Source organism: Streptomyces sp. WMMC1477 (assembly GCF_027460245.1).
In the GTDB taxonomy this organism is placed as follows: Bacteria; Actinomycetota; Actinomycetes; order Streptomycetales; family Streptomycetaceae; genus Streptomyces.
On record NZ_JAPZBD010000003.1, the window covers coordinates 379,025 to 395,615 of the forward strand.

The following is a 16,591-nucleotide window of genomic DNA, read 5'->3' on the forward strand; positions in this document are numbered from 1 at the left end:
TCCCGGTGGAGGGGTTCGTAAAGGCGGGCGGAGTTCCGGTGCGGGCCGCTTCAGCGACCGGTTCGCCCGGCACCGCGACGCGCGGGTTCGAACCGCAGCAGCAGTTCGTTGGCCCCCGTGTAGCAGGGGCGGACGAGGCGGTCCCCGTCGCTCAGCGGGACCGCGGGGTGCCGCAGCCGGTACTGCTTGTCCGCGACGTCGTCGAGGATGCGGGCGACGCGCACGGCGGCCTCGCCGGCCCCCGGCCGCAGCCACAGCGCACAGCCGTCGCGCGCGGGCGGGCGCAGTCCCGCGAGCGGAAGAACGCAGTGGAAGCCGTCCCCCTCCGGGCGCACCGCGGCGCTCGCCACGGGGCCGCGGCCCTGCCGGGGTGTCACCTCCAGCGTGGCAGCGGGAGTCAGCTCGGCCCCGTACAGGCGGCCGCGCAGCGTCAGCGCACCGTCGGCGACCAGCAGCTCCGCGGCCTCGGCGTGCGGCCAGCGCTGCCAGGCCCGCAGGGCGAGGTTGCCCTTCTGGGTGGTGAAGGGGACGCGCACCCCGAGCCACGTCCGCCCGGGCTGGGGGCTGTGTGCCGTCAGGGAGTGCAGGTCGTGGGTGCCGGGGAGCAGGCGGGCGCGCTCCCCGTCACCGAGGCAGAGGTAGGCGTTCCACACCCCCTCCGCGAGTGTCATGGTGCTCGGCAGTGCCGCCCGGAGCACCCCGGCCCCGACGGGCACGAGCGGCAGCCGCACCTCCTCCGTGGCGGCTCCGGGCCCCACCGTGCGGCGGCACAGCAGCAGCGCGGCGTCCCAGGACTCCCCGACCCCTTCGGGCCGGAGGACGTCGAAGGTGAGCCCACCCGCCGTGTCGGCGGTGCAGTGGGCCCGCACCCGCACCCGGTCGGGCAGGGGCTCCGCAGTGGTCATCATCCGCGGCGCCCTCCCGTCGGCACGCCGTCGGCGCCGTGCCCGCCTCGCGGGAGGGTGGGTATGTGCATGCGTCCCCGGTTCCGTCTCTGGGCGCGGGCCGCCACCGCCGGCTGGCAGCCGCCCGCCTTACGTCCAGTAAGACCGGGATGCGGCGTCCCAGGTTGGTTCGTTCACCCGATTTCTTCGGAGAAACGTCACATCGACCGACAGTTCGCCCCACCCCGGAAGGAGCCCGGGGCGGGGCGGAGCTGGGGGCGGATCAGACGTGCAGCCGCTGCCCCGGGAGGATCACGTCCGGGTCAGCGCCGATGACCTCGGCGTTGTCCCGGTGGATGCGGCGCCAGGCGGTGTCGTGCTCGGCGGCGATGGCGCTGAGCGTGTCACCGGGCTCGACGGTGTAGTTGGCCCGGGAGTGGCCGCGGTCGGCGTGCGGCCGGGGGGCCCGCTCCGGCACCGAGGAACCGCGGGCCGACGCGTCGGGCCCGCTGTGCGACCCCGCCTCGGGCGCCGGGGAGGCCGGCTGCCCCGGCGGGGCGGGACGGGTCGGCCGAGGGTCGCTGCCGTACAGGCCCAGCTTCGCGGAGCAGGCGGGCCACGCCCCCCAGCCCTGGGCCGCCTGGACCTTCCCGGCGATCTCGATCTGCTGAGCCCGGCTGGCCGTGTCGGCGGTGGCCGCGTAGGCCGTGCCGCCGTAGGCGGCCCAGGTGGAGGCGGAGAACTGCAGGCCGCCGTAGTAGCCGTTGCCGGTGTTGATCCGCCAGTTGCCACCGCTTTCGCACTGCGCGAGGCGGTCCCAGGTTCCACCGTCCGCCGCCTTGGCGGGGCCGGCCGTCAAGGTGAGCAGCGCCACCGGGGCCAGGACGGCCAGCGAGACCGCGCCCGCACGTGCTGCTATCCCACGACGCATGGACAAATCTCATCCCTCTCGAACGCCCCGGTGCTCCCCTGTACCGCTTCGGCCGTCCGGCGCCTGCTGCGCCGTCGGGCCGGGCGGGTGTCCGTCGCGGGTCCTGCTCGGTGGTGCGGCACCCGTGTCGCGCGGTCGTGCTGCGCGGCGCCGGTGCGGCGGCGGACTGCCCCGGGTGGTGCTCTCTGCACCACCCGGGAATGTAGGGACTACCGGGAGCCGGGGACAACCAACCAGCCCCTTGCGCAGGTCAGTTGAACGTTACCGTAAGTAATAGGCAGTTTTCCCTGTCTTCACTTGTTAGATTTTGTCTTGATATAGAAGATCCCTGGCACCCTGGGCGGGTGACACACCTCACCGCCGCAACTTCACCAGTATGCACATCAATTGACTGTCCGTGACCGTTTTCGGCGTTCTGTTCACCAAGCGCATTCGCCCGGACGACTCGGCACCACCAGTTGCGTGACTGTGACCACAGGTGACCCGTTGTCCAGACGAACCAGTACCGAACGCCAGGAGCCTTCTGTGTCCCCCATGCTCGACGTCAGTGACGAGGTCCGCGCCGAGATCGGCGAAGCCGAAGCCGCCAAGCTGATCGCCGGCGACACCGTGCCCGACCGCTACGACTGCACCTCGTGCCGCACGCCCGGCAGCACCGACGAACGCACGAGCACCGTGCTGTTCGTCGGCAGCGAGACCGCCGTGCTGGCCTTCGCCCACGCCGCCTGCGTCCCCTCCCAGATCGTCCGGGTCTCCGAGGAACAGATCCAGAGCGCCGTGCGCACCATCTCCGGTGAGGCGGCCGGGGGTTCGGCCCCCGCCGAGCCCGGGTCCCCGTCCGTTCCCGCCGACGGCCGACAGGCCGTCCTGGGCGTGACCTGCGGCCAGGTCCTCGTCGGTGAGACGCTGCACCCGGCCGTCGTCGTGGAGCCCACCGGCCCCATCGCCCGCCCCGGCACGACGGGCGGCGGCGACGAGTTCCTCCCGCTCCTCATCGAGGCCGGCTTCATGCCGGTCACGGAGCTGGACAAGAAGCCCGGGCCGCTGCCCGGCTGGTCGGTGCTCATGGCCATGGGCAAGCTGCACGCGGTGCTGCAGCCCGCCGAGGAGGGCCAGCAGCCCACGTCCTGGTGGCAGGCGCACCAGCCGCTGCCCGTCACCGACGAGTGGCGGACCACGGCCAACAGGACCAACTCCGTCCTCGTGTACGCCGCTCCGGCCGGTTCCATCGGCCAGCAGCCGCGCGAGGACCTGATGCGCGACGCCCTGGAGCGGGCCGCCGAGCGCGGTGTCCTGGTGGCGGCGACCATGCCGCTCGCCGGTACCTGAGCCCGGCACCGGGCACTGCCCGCCGATTCCCCCGCACGGCCCCGCATCCAGCGGGGCCGTGCGGTCGTTGGGCAGACGTGCACGCCTACGAACCTCACCTCGACGCCCGCTACCCACAGCCGGACTCCGGCTCGATCCCGGCCATGCGCCCGCCGCACGAAGCCGCGGCCGGCCGCACCGGACGGTCGGCCACACCGATCTTCGACGCGCTGTACGCGGAGTACCGCCGGCTCTTCCGGGCGCTGCCCGGGGACCGATCCGGTGAGGAGCAGTTGCGGTTCGGCGGCTTCGACGGCCTCGGTTCCCGCTACGGCACGGGCTTCACGCCGGTGCCCCAGGAGCGGCGCCGGGGCGGCGCCCACCGCGCCCCCGCCCTCCCCGCGCTGCCCCCGGGCAGCTAGGCGGTGTTATGCGGCCGGTGACGTCCGTGGGGCCGGCACCGCGTCGGCGGCACCGACCCCACGGACGGTCGACGAGGGCTCACTTGCGCTTCCTGCGCTTCTCCCGCACCCGCACGGACATGTGGATCGGCGTCCCCTCGAAGCCGAACTCCTCCCGCAGCCGCCGCTCGATGAAGCGCCGGTAGCCGGCCTCCAGGAAGCCGGAGGCGAACAGGACGAAGCGCGGCGGGCGCGTCCCGGCCTGGGTGCCGAAGAGGATGCGGGGCTGCTTGCCGCCGCGCACGGGGTGCGGGTGGGAGGCCACCAGCTCGCCGAGGAAGGCGTTCAGCCGCCCGGTGGGAACCCGGGTCTCCCAGCCCGCGAGCGCCGTCTCGATCGCCGGGACGAGCTTCTCCGTGTGCCGTCCGGTGCGGGCCGAGATGTTGACGCGGGGCGCCCACCGCACCTGGACCAGGTCGCGCTCGATCTCGCGCTCCAGGTAGAAGCGGCGTTCGTCGTCGAGCGTGTCCCACTTGTTGTAGGCGAGCACGAGTGCGCGCCCCGCCTCCACCGCCATGGTGATGATGCGCAGGTCCTGGACGCTGATGGACTCGCTGACGTCGACGAGGACGACGGCGACCTCCGCCTTCTCCAGGGCCGCGGCGGTCCGCAGCGAGGCGTAGTAGTCGGCGCCCTCGGTGAGGTGGACGCGGCGGCGGATGCCGGCGGTGTCCACGAACTTCCAGGTCCTCCCACCGAGTTCGACGAGCTCGTCCACCGGGTCGCGGGTGGTTCCGGCGAGCGGGTCGACGACGACGCGCTCCTCCCCCGCCACCTTGTTGAGCAGCGAGGACTTGCCGACGTTGGGCCGGCCGATGAGGGCGACGCGGCGCGGCCCGCCGAGCGCTGCGCCGAAGGTCTGGGCGGGGGCCCGCGGCAGCACCTTGAGCACCTCGTCCAGCATGTCGCCGGTGCCGCGCCCGTGCAGCGCGGAGACGGGGTACGGCTCGCCGAGACCGAGGGACCACAACATCGCGGCGTCGGCCTCGCCGGAGGGCCCGTCCACCTTGTTGGCGCACAGCACCACCGGCTTGCCCGCGCGGCGCAGCAGTTTGACCACGGCCTCGTCGGTGTCGGTGGCGCCGACCGCTGCGTCGACGACGAACACCACGGCGTCGGCCGCCTCGACGGCGAACTCGGCCTGCGCCGCGACGGAGGCGTCGATGCCCAGGACGTCCTGCTCCCAGCCGCCGGTGTCCACGACCTTGAAACGGCGGCCGGCCCACTCCGCCTCGTAGGTCACGCGGTCCCGCGTCACCCCCGGGCGGTCCTCCACGACGGCTTCCCGACGCCCGATGATGCGGTTCACCAGGGTCGACTTGCCGACGTTGGGCCGGCCGACGACGGCGAGCACCGGCAGCGGTCCGTGGCCGGCCTCGTCGAGGGCGCCCTCGACGTCCTCGGTGTCGAAGCCCTCCTGCGCGGCAAGCTCCATGAACTCCGCGTACTCGGCGTCGCCGAGCTCACCGTGCCCGTGCGCGTCGCCGGAGTTGATCTGCTCGTTCATCGGTCCTGTCCTTGCTGAAGGCTGAAGTGGCTTGCGGGGCCGGACGCGGGCGTCCAGCCGGTGGGGTCAGCGGCCGGTCAGACGTCTCGCCGCGGCGAGGTGCGCCGTCAGCCGCTCCTGCAGCCGTCGCGTCGCCTCGTCCATGACCTGCCGGGTACGGCGTCCGCCGCCGCCCACGGTGACCGGGTCCCCGAAGACGACGTCGACCCGGCCGCGCAGCGGGGGCAGGGCCGGTATGACGCGGCTGCGCCGTCCGGAGCTGCCGAGCACGGCCACCGGCACCACCGGGGCCCCGGAGCGGACCGCGAAGTAGGCCAGCCCGGAGCGCAGGGCCGCGAAGTCCCCGGCGCCGCGGCTACCCTCGGGGAAGATCCCGAGCACGCCCCCGCGGTCGAGGACGCCGAGCGCCGCCGTGACGGCGGACCGGTCGGCGGTGGAACGGTCCACCGGCACCTGGCCGATGGACCGCAGGAACCAGTCCAGCGGGCCGACGAACGCCTCCTGCTTGATCAGGAAGTGCACGGGCCGCGGACAGGTGCCCATGAGCATGGGTCCGTCGATGTTGTGCGCGTGGTTGACGGCGAGGATGACCGGCCCGCTCGCGGGCATCCGCCAGGAACCCAGCACCCGGGGCCGGAACAGGCCGTTCATGAGGCCGATGCCCAGGCGCCGGCCCGTCGCCGCGCCGTCCGCGCTGGGCAGCGCTCCGGTCGTCGTGCTCACGCCGCGCGCTGCCTGTCCTCGACGAGGGTGACGACGCACTCGACGACCTGCTCCAGGGTCAGCTCGGTGGTGTCCACCTCGACCGCGTCCTCCGCCTTGGCCAGCGGGGAGGTGGCCCGGCTGGAGTCGGCGGCGTCCCGGCGCAGCAGTGCCTCGCGGGTCGCGTTCAGGTCCACGGCGGCGTCGCCGGGGCGGGCCTTCAGCTCGCCGCCGCGCCGGGCGGCCCGGGCCTCCGGGGAGGCGGTGAGGAAGATCTTCAGGTCAGCGTCGGGGAGCACCGTCGTCCCGATGTCGCGACCCTCCACGACGATGCCGGCGCCCTCGCGGGCCGCGTCGGCGGCGATGGAGCGCTGCAGCTCGGTGATCCGGGCCCGCACCTCGGGCACCGCGCTGACCGCGCTGACCGCGGCCGTCACCTCGGCACCGCGGATCGGCCCGGAGGCGTCCTGGCCGTCGACGGTGATCGTCGGAGCGGACGGGTCAGTGCCGGAGACGATGCCGGGCTTGCCGCAGGCGGCGGCCACGGCCCCCGCCTCCGCGACGTCCACCCCGTTGGTCAGCATCCACCACGTGATGGCCCGGTACTGCGCCCCCGTGTCGAGGTAGCTGAGCCCCAGCTTCGCGGCGACGGCCTTGGAGGTGCTGGACTTGCCCGTTCCGGAGGGGCCGTCGATGGCGACGACGACGGACGCCGGGGCGCCGGAAGGAACGGGGGTCGCGCCCTGAAGGGTTGCAGCCACGGTGAAGAGGGCCTTTCTAGCCAGGAGGGTGCGGGGCGGGACCTGCCCCGCACCCAGGCTACCGGTAAGTGAACGGCCGGATCATCCGGCTTGACGCCCGCCCCGCCTCACGGGCGGATCGCCCAGCCCCGGCCGCGCAGCACGTCGGTGAGCCGGGCGGCGGACTGGGGCTCGACCATGAGCTGGACGTGGCCGGCCTGCTGGCCGGTGGCGTGCTCGATGCGGACGTCCTCGATGTTGACGCCCGCCTGCCCGGCGTCGGCGAAGATCCCCGCCAGTTCGCCCGGCCGGTCGCTGATGAGCACCGCCACGGTGGCGTAGGCGGTCGGCGTCTGGCCGTGCTTGCCGGGGATGCGGGCCCGGCCGGAGTTGCCCCGGCGCAGGACGTCCTCGATGCCGCTCGCCCCCTCGCCCCGCTTGGCGTCGTCCGCCGACTCCAGCGCCCGCAGCGAGCGCACCGTCTCCTCCAGGTCCCCGGCCACGGCGGCCAGCACGTCGGCGACGGGCCCGGGGTTGGCGGAGAGGATGTCGATCCACATGCGGGGCTCGGAGGCCGCGATGCGGGTCACGTCCCGGATGCCCTGCCCGCACAGCCGCACCGCCGTGTCGTCCGCGTCCGCCAGCCGGGCGGCGACCAGGCTGGACAGCAGCTGCGGCGTGTGCGAGACGAGCGCGACGGCCCGGTCGTGCGCGTCCGCGTCCATGACGACGGGCACGGCCCGGCACAGGGCGATCAGCTCCAGCGCCTGGTTGAGCACCTCGGTGTCCGTCTCCGGCGTGGGCGTGAGGACCCAGGGACGCCCCTCGAACAGGTCCGCCGTGGCCGCCAGCGGCCCGGACTGCTCGCGGCCCGCCATGGGGTGGGTGCCCAGGTAGCTGCGCGGGTCGCAGCCGAGGCCGGCCAGCTCCCGGCGCGGGCCGCCCTTGACGCTGCCGACGTCCAGATAGCCGCCGGCCACGCCGCGCCGCTGCGCGGAGGCAAGCACCCCGGCGATCCGGGCCGGCGGTACGGCGACCACCGCGAGGTCCACGGGGCCGGGGGACGGCTCCGCCGTCCCGGCGCCGAGCGAGGCGGCCGTCGCGGCCTGCTCAGCGTCCCGGTCCTCCAGGTGCACGGTGACGCCGCGGGCGGTCAGGGCGAGGGCGATCGAGGTGCCGATCAGTCCGGTGCCGATGACGAGTGCACTGCGCATGCTCAGAGACCGACCTCGTTCATCAGCATGCCGACCTCCGTGTTCGTCATCCGGCGCAGCCAGCCCGACTTCTGGTCGCCCAGGGCAATGGGGCCGAACTTCGTGCGGACCAGCTTGTCGACCGGGAAGCCGGCCTCGGCGAGCATCCGGCGCACGATGTGCTTGCGGCCCTCGTGCAGCGACACCTCGACCAGGTAGTTCTTGCCGGTGTTCTCGACCACCCGGAAGTGGTCGGCGCGGGCGTAGCCGTCGTCCAGCTTGACGCCGTCCTTGAGCCGCTTGCCCAGGTCGCGCGGGATGGGGCCCTGAATGGCGGCCAGGTAGGTCTTGCGGACGCCGTAGCGCGGGTGGGTCAGGCGGTGCGCGAGCTCCCCGTGGTTGGTGAGCAGGATCAGACCCTCGGTCTCGGTGTCCAGCCGGCCGACGTGGAAGAGCCGCGTCTCGCGGTTCTGCACGTAGTCCCCGAGGCACTGGCGGCCCTCCGGGTCCTCCATGGAGGAGACGACGCCGGCCGGCTTGTTCAGCGCGAAGAAGAGGTAGGACTGGGTCGCGATCGTCAGCCCGTCGACCTTGATCTCGTCCTTCCCCGGGTCGACGCGCAGGCCCTGCTCCAGCACGATGCGGCCGTTGACCTCCACCCGGGCCTGGTCGACCAGCTCCTCGCAGGCGCGGCGCGAGCCCAGGCCCGCGCGGGCCAGCACCTTCTGCAGCCGCTCGCCCTCCGGCTCGTCGAACGTCTTCGGCAGCCGCAGGGCCGGCTTGTCGTGCCGGGCCCGGTTGCGCTCCTCGATCTGGGCGTCGTACTCGCGGGACCGGGCGGGCGCGGTGCGCTTCGGGCCCTTCGCACCGCCCTTGCCGCCGCCCGCGGCCTTGGGGCCCTTCGCGCCCTTGGCGCCCTGTGCTCCCCGGCCGCCGCCGGGCTTGCCCTGCTGGCCGCCGGCGGGCTTTCCGCCCGAGGTCGGGTAGCGGCGCTCCTCGGGGCGGGGACGTCCGGAGGAGCGCCGCTGCCCGCCGTCCCGGCTGCCGCCCGCGCCCCGGGGGTTCCGGTTGCTGTTCCTGCCACTGCTTCGCATTGAAGAATCCGTCTTACGTCCGAGCGTCGCCGCTGTCGTCTGCATCCACTGCATCTGCCTCGAACGACGGCACGCCCTCCTGGCTCTCGCCCTCCACCGCGTCCGCCTCCGGGAGGAAGGGCGCGAGTTCCGGCAGCTCGTCCAGGCCCCGCAGGCCCATCCGCTCCAGGAAGTAGTGCGTCGTCACGTACAGGATCGCACCTGTTTCCGGTTCGGTGCCCGCCTCCTCCAGCAGACCGCGCTGGAGGAGGGTGCGCATCACGCCGTCGCAGTTGACGCCGCGCACGGCGGAGACCCGTGAGCGGCTGACGGGCTGCCGGTAGGCGACCACGGCCAGCGTCTCCAGGGCGGCCTGCGTCAGCCGGGCCTGCTGGCCGTCCAGGACGAAGCCCTCGACGGCCTCGGCGAACTCGGCCCGGGTCGAGTAGCGCCACCCCCCGGCGACGTAGCGCAGCTCGAAGCCGCGCCCCTCGCGGGTGTAGTCGTCGGCCAGCTCGTGCAGCGCCTCGGCGATCCGGCGCCGGGGCCGCTTCAGGATCCGGGCCAGGTGTTCCTCCGTCGCCGGTTCGTCGACGACCATGAGGACGGCCTCCAGCGCGGGCTTCAGCTCCAGCTCCGCGACCCGGTCGGCCCCGGCGGGAACGTCCCCCTCCTCCGGGCGGGCGGTCTGCTCAGTCATGGCGCCTCTCCTCGGTCTCCTGCCCCGCGTCCCGGCCGGCCGGCTCCGGGGCCCGGTCGAACTCGTCGGTCACCCGGGGCGCCGCGTCCTCCCCGCCGCTCCAGCGCACCGTGAGGGCGCCCAGGGCCTCGTCCTGCTCCAGGGTGACGGCCCGCTCCCGGTACAGCTCCAGCAGGGCCAGGAAGCGGGCGACGACGGTGAGGGTGTCGGGGGCGTCCGCGGTGAGGGCGGCGAAGTCGGCCGCGCCGAGCTCCCGGAGCCGCGCCACGACGACGTCCGCCTGCTCGCGCACACTGACCAGCGGCGCGTGGATGTGGTCGACGTAGACCTGTGGCCTGGGCTTCGGCTGCATCGCCTTGACGGCGAGCCGGGCGAACCCCTCGGGGCCGATCCGGATGACGACGTCGGGGAGCAGCTCGGCGTGGTGCGGCTCCAGCCCGACGCTGCGCGCGTGGCGGCGCGCCTCTTTCGCCAGCCGGTCGGCGAAGATCCCGGCGACCCGCTTGTAGGCCCGGTACTGCAGCAGCCGGGCGAAGAGCAGGTCGCGGGCCTCCAGCAGCGCGAGGTCGGCCTCGTCCTCGACCTCGGCGGACGGCAGCAGCCGGGCGGCCTTGAGGTCGAGCAGCGTCGCGGCAACGACCAGGAACTCCGTCGTCTGGTCCAGGTCCCACTCCGGTCCCATGGCCCGGATGTGTGCCATGAACTCGTCCGTGACCCGGGAGAGGGCGACCTCGGTGACGTCCATCTTGTGCTTGGAGATGAGCTGGAGCAGCAGGTCGAAGGGACCTTCGAAGTTGTCCAGGACGACGGTGAAGCGGCGGTCGTCCGCCGGGTCGCCCTCACCCGGTCCGGGTTCGCCGGCGGTGCCGTCCCCGTCCGGGTTCCCACTCCCGTCCCCGCCCGCGGCGGCGGGCGCCGCGGGTGCGGGTGCGGCGGGTGCGGGTGCGGCGGGTGCGGGTGCGGCGGGTGCGGGTGCGGCGGGTGCGGGTGCGGCGGGTGCGGGTGCGGCGGGTGCGGGTGCGGCGGGTGCGGGTGCGGCGGGTGCGGACGGCACGGCTCGCGGGGGCTCGACCGGCGCGGTGGGCGCGGGGAGCTCGACCCGCGCGGCGGGCTCGGCGGGCGCAAGGGGTTCCGTGGGTGCCGCGGCCGGATCGGCGGGCGCCGGAGCCGGGGCCGAGGCCGGGCCGGACTCCCCCGCGGGCTCCGCCGTTCCTCCGCGCCCGAGGGCACGGCGGCGGGGCCGTGGTGTCGTGGCGGAGGGGTCGGACGTGGTCATCGCGATGGCACCCTACCGCTGCGCCTGGCGGCGGACGGCCTGCCACGCGCCCGGCCGGGCGCACCCGGGACGGCGGCCGTCAGTTGCCGCTCAGCCGCCGGACGAGGATGCTGGCGTCCCCGCGGGCCTCCAGGTCGGCCAGGACGACGGCCACGGCCTCGCGGACGATGCGTCCGCGGTCGACGGCCAGGCCGTGCTCGCCGCGCAGCACGAGACGGGCGTGCTCCAGGTCCATGAGCTCCTCGGCGGAGACGTAGACCGTGATCTTCTCGTCGTGGCGTTCCCGGCCACTGGGCCTGCGCGGTGCCCGCGCACGGCGGGGCGTACCGGCCGTCGCACTCCTGCTCCGCGGGGCCGGAGGCTGTCGCCGGGGGGCCGCAGGCGGCACGTGCGGCTGCTCGCCGGCAGGCGCCGTGGGGCCGGCGGTGTCGCGTCCGCTGTGCTCCTCGGACGACTCGCCCGCCGGGCGCGGTTCGGCGGGCGCAGCCCGCCCCGCCCCGCGCTGGGTGGTGCTCTCGGCACCCGGCGGCTGCGACTGCTGGGGCGGTCCGGCGGGCTGTTGCGCCGGCTGGGGCGCGGACGGCTGGACGCCGCCGCCCCCGGTGGTGCGGAACAGCTCGTCGGCCGCCGGGAGACTCACTCGGCGTGGCACCGGGCGAGCACCTCCCTGGCGAGCTGTCGGTAGGCGGCGGCGCCGACGGAGTTCGAGGCGTAGGTCGTGATGGGTTCACCGGCCACCGTGGTCTCCGGGAAGCGCACGGTGCGCCCGATGACCGTGTGGTACACGCTGTCGTCGAACGCCTCGACGACGCGGGCCAGGACCTCGCGGCTGTGCACGGTGCGCGAGTCGTACATCGTGGCCAGGATGCCGTCGAGCTCCAGCTGCGGGTTGAGCCGCTCCTGCACCTTCTCGATGGTCTCGGTGAGCAGCGCGACGCCGCGCAGCGCGAAGAACTCGCACTCCAGCGGCACGATCACCTTGTGGGCCGCGGTGAGCGCGTTGACCGTGAGCAGACCGAGCGAGGGCTGGCAGTCGATGACGACGAAGTCGTAGTCCGGCAGGAGGGGTTCGAGGGCGCGCTGGAGCGTCGATTCCCGGGCCACCTCGCTCACGAGCTGGACCTCCGCCGCCGACAGGTCGATGTTGCTGGGCAGCAGGTCCATTCCGGCGACGGCCGTCTTGAGCAGGACCTCGTCGCTCGTCATGCCCCGCTCCATGAGCAGGTTGTAGACGGTGAGGTCGAGCTCCATCGGGTTGACGCCCAGGCCGACGGACAGGGCGCCCTGCGGGTCGAAGTCGACGAGGAGGACGCGGCGTCCGTACTCGGCGAGCGCGGCGCCGAGGTTGATGGTCGACGTCGTCTTGCCGACGCCGCCCTTCTGGTTGCACATCGCGATGATCTTCGCCGGGCCGTGCTCGTTGACCGGGCCGGGGATCGGGAAGTACGGCAGCGGGCGGCCGGTGGGACCGATGCGTTCCCGGCGCTGGCGGGCGGCGTCGGGGGCGAGGGTGGCGGCGTACTCCGGGTCGGGCTCGAACTCCGCGTCCGGGTCGTAGAAGTGACCGTCCGGCATGTCCGCCTCGTATTCCGGGAAACCGTGCGCCGCGTGGCCGGACATGGTGTCCCCGAGGTTCTGGTCCGTGCTGCTCTGCTGGCTCTGATGGGCTGTCATGCGCGTGGAGTCCTGGTGTGCGGTGAAGGTGCGGACAGCGACGGAGCCGACAGCCTGCCGCCCGGCGGGCTCCGGGCCCGGCGCAGGTGTTCCTGGTTGGCCACCCCCTGGAGTAAATGTCGACTCATTCACAAGTCGTCTTACCTCCTTGGCGACCAGGGAATTTCTAGACAGGTCAGCGTGGCACCATGCCGACGTTTGGTGACTCTATGGCGAGTCGGCAGTCCTCAGCAACACAAACGGCCCAGTGGGCACGATGTGTCGGGAACCGAACACCCGGTTGTCAAGGGTGTGCGACGCCGGGGAGGAAGGTGCCGGGGGCGCCCGGACGCACACTTCGGCCGAAACCGCCTCGTTCGGCGTGAGTTGCCACGCGCGGAGGCGCGCGCGGGGTGGCGACACGCCGCGGCCCCGGCCGGATCGCGGGGGAACGATCCGGCCGGGGCCGTGCGGTTGGCCGTCTTCGGCGTTCGCTCAGCCGAGCAGGTCGGCCAGCTCCACCCGGGGCAGTCCGTGGGCCTCGGCGACCGGGCCGTACACGACCTTGCCGTCGTGGGTGTTGAGGCCCTTGGCCAGCGCGGCGTCGCGGCGCAGGGCCTCGGCCCAGCCGCGGTTGGCCAGCTCCAGGATGTAGGGGAGCGTGGCGTTCGTCAGCGCGTAGGTGGAGGTGTTGGGCACCGCGCCGGGCATGTTGGCGACGCAGTAGAACACCGAGTCGTGCACGCGGAAGGTCGGTTCGGCGTGCGTGGTGGGACGGGAGTCCTCGAAGCAGCCGCCCTGGTCGATGGCGATGTCGACAAGGACACTTCCGGGCTTCATCCGGGACACCAGCTCGTTGGTGACCAGCTTCGGCGCCTTCGCGCCGGGGATGAGCACGGCGCCGATGACGAGGTCGGCCTCCAGGACCGCCTTCTCCAGCTCCAGGGAGTTGGAGGAGATCGCGCGCACCCTGGTGCCGAAGATCTTGTCGGCCTCGCGCAGCTTGGTGATGTCCTTGTCCAGCAGCGTCACGTGGAAGCCCAGGCCCACGGCGATCTGGGTGGCGTTCCAGCCGGAGACGCCGCCGCCGATGACGACGGCCTTCCCCGCGTGGACACCGGGGACGCCGCCGGGCAGCACGCCGCGGCCGCCGGCCGAGCGCATCAGGTGGTAGGCGCCCACCTGCGGGGCGATCCGGCCGGCCACCTCCGACATCGGGGCCAGGAGCGGCAGGGCGCGGTTCGCCGTCTCGACGGTCTCGTAGGCGATGGCCGTCGTGCCGGACTGGAGCAGCGCGTCGGTGCACTCGCGGGACGCGGCGAGGTGCAGGTAGGTGAAGAGCGTCTGGTCCTTGCGGAGCCGGTGGTACTCCTCCGCGATCGGCTCCTTGACCTTCAGCAGCAGATCGGCGGTGGCCCACACCTCGTCCGCGGTGTCCAGGATGGTGGCACCTGCGGCGATGTACTCCTCGTCGGAGATGGAGGAGCCGACACCGGCGTTCCGCTCCACGTAGACCTGATGCCCGCCTCGGACGAGCTCGTGCACGCCGGCCGGCGTGATGGCCACGCGGAACTCGTTGTTCTTGACCTCGCGGGGGATACCGACCTTCACGTCGATCACGGTTCCTTGGAATCTGGGGGCTGGAGACAGGCCGGGCACATCCGACGCCACCTCCCCGTACAGCAGCATATGCGGACGAACGCCTTCGCGTCCGGCCATGCCGGTCATGCCGGAAGTAGCCGTGTAGCGGTCGTGATGACCACGGCTCTGCCAGTTTAATGAAGGACGCCGTGGTGTCTAGCCTTACAAACAAGGAAACTTTTCCGTGATGACTATGGAATTCGTAGGTCGGTCGCTCAGTGGATGGGCCGGCGGGGCGGTTCATCGGCCGTAACTCCCCCCGTCGGCTCCGCTTCCTCGTCCGCCTCTCCCCCAGCATCCCGCCCGACCGGCGCTCCAGCGCCGGAGCACTCCTCTCCACGGGATTCCGCTTCGGCGCCGGGCGGCGCCTCCGCCCCGGCGGGACGCGGCTCCTGGCGCGGCGGCACGACCGTCGCGGCCGGGCCCGCCGACGGCTCCGGCCTCTCCAGCAACCGTTGGGCGGCCGCCCGATGGGCCGCCGCGCCCGCGGCGTCGCCCACCCGGGCCCAGGCCTCCGCCAGCCGCAGGCCGAGGGTCGCCTCCAGCCGCGCGTCCCGCGCCCCCCGAGCCAGCTCCAGCGCCTGGTGGCAGGTCCGCAGCGCGTCGTGCGCGTGGCCGGCCTCCTCCTGTACACGGGCCACCTCGCCCAGCGCCCGCGCCTGGGCCTGCGGATTCCGCAGCCTGCGGTGGATTCCGGCCGCGGATTTCCAGGCGCGCAGGGCCTCCCCCCACCGGCCCGCCAGCCGGTGGACGGTGCCGAGGCGGCCGTGCAGCCGGGCCGCTCCCTCCTGGTCGTCCGTGTTCAGGCACAGGGCGAGAGCCCGCCCGTACCAGTCCTCGGCCCGCGCGGGGTCGGACTGCTCGGCATAGGTGTCCCCGAGGGAGCCCATGGCCCGCACGGCCGCCTCCACGTCACCGCCACCGTCGGCGCGGACGGCGGCCAGCGCCGCCCGGTAGCGCTCGGCGGCGAGCGTGAGGCGTCCCGTCCACGCGTCGAGGTCGCCGAGGTTGAGCAGTGCGGCGGCCCGCTCCCGGTGCAGGGCGCGGCGCTCGGCGACCGCGAGGACCAGCTCGTGCAGCCGGTAGTGCTCGGCGGCCGTGCGCTCCGGGGCACGGTGCGCGTTCAGGGCCCGGGCCAGGGCCGCGACGAAGCGGCGCGCCAGGGTGTCCAGCCCGCCGTCGGCGACCGCCAGCCGGGCCCCGGCGAGCAGCGCGGGCAACCGGGAGTCGAGCCAGGCGGCGGCCTCGCGCCGGGTCTCGAACCGCAGGGGACGCGGTTCCCGGCCCAGCTCCCGGCGCGGCGGGGAACCCGCCGGTTCGGTCACGGCCCAGCAGGAGCGCAGTTGCCGCACCGACCGTTCCAGCATCCGGGCCCGGGCGAGCTGGACCTCGGCGGGGCGTTCCCGAACGTCGAGCTCCCGGCGCAGCAGGGCGTTCAGGCAGGGCGGCACCCGGCAGGCTCCTCCGGGAAGCGGGTGGAGCAGGCCGAGCCGGAGGAAGTCGGCCAGGGCGGCGTCGGCGGCCGGGACGTCCCAGCCGGCCAGGGCGGCGGCGAGCGGGGCGTCGACGAAGCCGTCCGGGGCCAGGCACAGCAGCCGCAGCAGCCGGACGTGCCGTGTGGGCAGTGCGCTGTGCACGAGGTCGAAGGCGCGCTCCAGCGGCGAGTCGCCGCGGGCCTCGGCCAGTCGCCGCCCGGCGTCGAGCATCGAGGTGTGCGGGTGGGCGGACAGCCAGCCGCCGACCAGCACCAGGGAGGCGGGGTGGTGCGCGCAGGCGGCGGCGAGCCGCTCGGCGGCCCGGGGGTCGACGGTGAACCGCAGGTCGGACCCGGCCCGGGCGGCGAGCAGGGCGACGGCGGCGGCCGGGTCCAGCCCGCCCAGGGTGCAGGGCCGCACGTCGGCGACCCCGCTCAGCGGTCCCTCGGCGGTGGCCAGCACCAGGCAGCCGCGCTCGTCGGGCAGCAGCTCGGTGAGCTGCTCGGCGGCGGCGACGTCGTCGAGGAGCAGCAGGGTCCGCCGGTCGCGCAGGGCGCCTCGGAGCGCCTCGGTGAGCTCGTCGGGGCCGTCGCCCGGCCGCGTGGGGACCCCGAGTCCGTCCAGCAGTTCGCGTGCGGTGCGCTCCACCGGTACGGGTGCCCCGGCGGGCTCGGTGAGCCGGGCGCGCAGGAGGCCGTCGGGGTAGTCGGGCGCGAGGCCGCGGAGGAACTCCTCGGCCAGCGCGGTGCGGCCGGAGCCGGGCGGGCCCGCGACGAGGAGGACCCGCGCGCGGGGGGCTGGGCGCCCCGCCAGGGTCTCCAGACCGGCCCGGTCGACGTCCGCGCGCAGGGCCGCGAGCTCCGGCGCCCGGCCGACGAGGGGGGCTTCGTGGACACCGCTGTGCACCGCCTGATCCATCACGCCGCGAGCGTAGTGCAGACGCGATCACATCCGGTGATGGACAGGCTGTCATATCACCGCATCGGAGCCGTACGTCCGCCCCGGCGACGCGCACCGGGGCGGGGGCCTGCTCCGTACGGGGGAAGC

At 74.1% G+C, this 16,591-nt stretch carries 15 protein-coding genes; 2 read left to right on the top strand and 13 right to left on the bottom strand.

What is annotated here, in order from left to right; translation table 11 throughout:
- Nucleotides 1-50: 50 nt before the first annotated feature.
- Nucleotides 51-908, bottom strand: coding sequence for a hypothetical protein (locus O7609_RS02145; RefSeq protein ID WP_269742995.1), 858 nt, complete (start codon nucleotides 906-908; stop codon nucleotides 51-53).
- Between the two features lie 259 nt (nucleotides 909-1,167).
- Nucleotides 1,168-1,815 (bottom strand): LysM peptidoglycan-binding domain-containing protein, encoded by a 648-nt coding sequence (locus O7609_RS02150; RefSeq protein ID WP_269742996.1) that lies wholly within the window; start codon nucleotides 1,813-1,815, stop codon nucleotides 1,168-1,170.
- Between the two features lie 525 nt (nucleotides 1,816-2,340).
- Here O7609_RS02150 and O7609_RS02155 point away from each other — a divergent pair.
- Together O7609_RS02155 and O7609_RS02160 are read left to right on the top strand one after the other, a co-directional pair.
- The gene (locus O7609_RS02155) at nucleotides 2,341-3,144 is read left to right on the top strand and encodes a hypothetical protein (RefSeq protein ID WP_269733204.1); all 804 of its coding nucleotides are present in this window, start codon (nucleotides 2,341-2,343) and stop codon (nucleotides 3,142-3,144) included.
- A gap of 77 nt (nucleotides 3,145-3,221) precedes the next feature.
- Nucleotides 3,222-3,545 carry a hypothetical protein gene (locus O7609_RS02160; RefSeq protein ID WP_269742997.1) on the top strand — a complete coding sequence of 108 codons (324 nt, stop codon included), beginning with the start codon at nucleotides 3,222-3,224 and terminating at the stop codon, nucleotides 3,543-3,545.
- A gap of 79 nt (nucleotides 3,546-3,624) precedes the next feature.
- On the opposite strand, the gene der is transcribed toward O7609_RS02160, so the two are convergent.
- The 11 genes from der to O7609_RS02215 form a co-directional block, all read right to left on the bottom strand.
- Nucleotides 3,625-5,091: a ribosome biogenesis GTPase Der gene (gene der, locus O7609_RS02165; protein ID WP_269733206.1), complete on the bottom strand. Its 1,467-nt coding sequence runs from the start codon at nucleotides 5,089-5,091 to the stop codon at nucleotides 3,625-3,627.
- 66 nt (nucleotides 5,092-5,157) lie between these two features.
- Entirely contained in the window at nucleotides 5,158-5,814 is a 657-nt protein-coding gene (locus O7609_RS02170; protein ID WP_269733207.1) for a lysophospholipid acyltransferase family protein, read from the bottom strand.
- On the bottom strand, nucleotides 5,811-6,554 hold the full coding sequence (gene cmk / locus O7609_RS02175; RefSeq protein WP_269733208.1) for a (d)CMP kinase: 744 nt from the start codon (nucleotides 6,552-6,554) through the stop codon (nucleotides 5,811-5,813). Before cmk ends, O7609_RS02170 begins: the two co-directional genes overlap by 4 nt.
- A gap of 107 nt (nucleotides 6,555-6,661) precedes the next feature.
- A complete protein-coding gene (locus tag O7609_RS02180; RefSeq protein ID WP_269733209.1) occupies nucleotides 6,662-7,747 on the bottom strand; it encodes a prephenate dehydrogenase in 1,086 nt (361 codons plus the stop codon).
- A 2-nt stretch (nucleotides 7,748-7,749) separates the two neighbouring features.
- Nucleotides 7,750-8,820: a pseudouridine synthase gene (locus tag O7609_RS02185; protein ID WP_269742998.1), complete on the bottom strand. Its 1,071-nt coding sequence runs from the start codon at nucleotides 8,818-8,820 to the stop codon at nucleotides 7,750-7,752.
- 13 nt (nucleotides 8,821-8,833) lie between these two features.
- Nucleotides 8,834-9,499, bottom strand: a complete 666-nt coding sequence (gene scpB / locus O7609_RS02190) for an SMC-Scp complex subunit ScpB (RefSeq protein ID WP_269733211.1) — start codon at nucleotides 9,497-9,499, stop codon at nucleotides 8,834-8,836.
- Nucleotides 9,492-10,775 (bottom strand): segregation and condensation protein A, encoded by a 1,284-nt coding sequence (locus O7609_RS02195; RefSeq protein ID WP_269742999.1) that lies wholly within the window; start codon nucleotides 10,773-10,775, stop codon nucleotides 9,492-9,494. The genes scpB and O7609_RS02195 overlap by 8 nt, the downstream gene beginning before the upstream one ends.
- Nucleotides 10,776-10,854: 79 nt before the next feature.
- Nucleotides 10,855-11,427 carry a hypothetical protein gene (locus O7609_RS02200; RefSeq protein WP_269733213.1) on the bottom strand — a complete coding sequence of 191 codons (573 nt, stop codon included), beginning with the start codon at nucleotides 11,425-11,427 and terminating at the stop codon, nucleotides 10,855-10,857.
- A complete protein-coding gene (locus O7609_RS02205; protein ID WP_443072223.1) occupies nucleotides 11,412-12,395 on the bottom strand; it encodes a ParA family protein in 984 nt (327 codons plus the stop codon). The genes O7609_RS02200 and O7609_RS02205 overlap by 16 nt, the downstream gene beginning before the upstream one ends.
- Before the next feature lie 528 nt (nucleotides 12,396-12,923).
- The gene (gene ald, locus O7609_RS02210; protein WP_269736983.1) at nucleotides 12,924-14,039 is read right to left on the bottom strand and encodes an alanine dehydrogenase; all 1,116 of its coding nucleotides are present in this window, start codon (nucleotides 14,037-14,039) and stop codon (nucleotides 12,924-12,926) included.
- A gap of 245 nt (nucleotides 14,040-14,284) precedes the next feature.
- Nucleotides 14,285-16,462, bottom strand: coding sequence for a tetratricopeptide repeat protein (locus tag O7609_RS02215; protein ID WP_269736984.1), 2,178 nt, complete (start codon nucleotides 16,460-16,462; stop codon nucleotides 14,285-14,287).
- Nucleotides 16,463-16,591 lie beyond the last annotated feature (129 nt).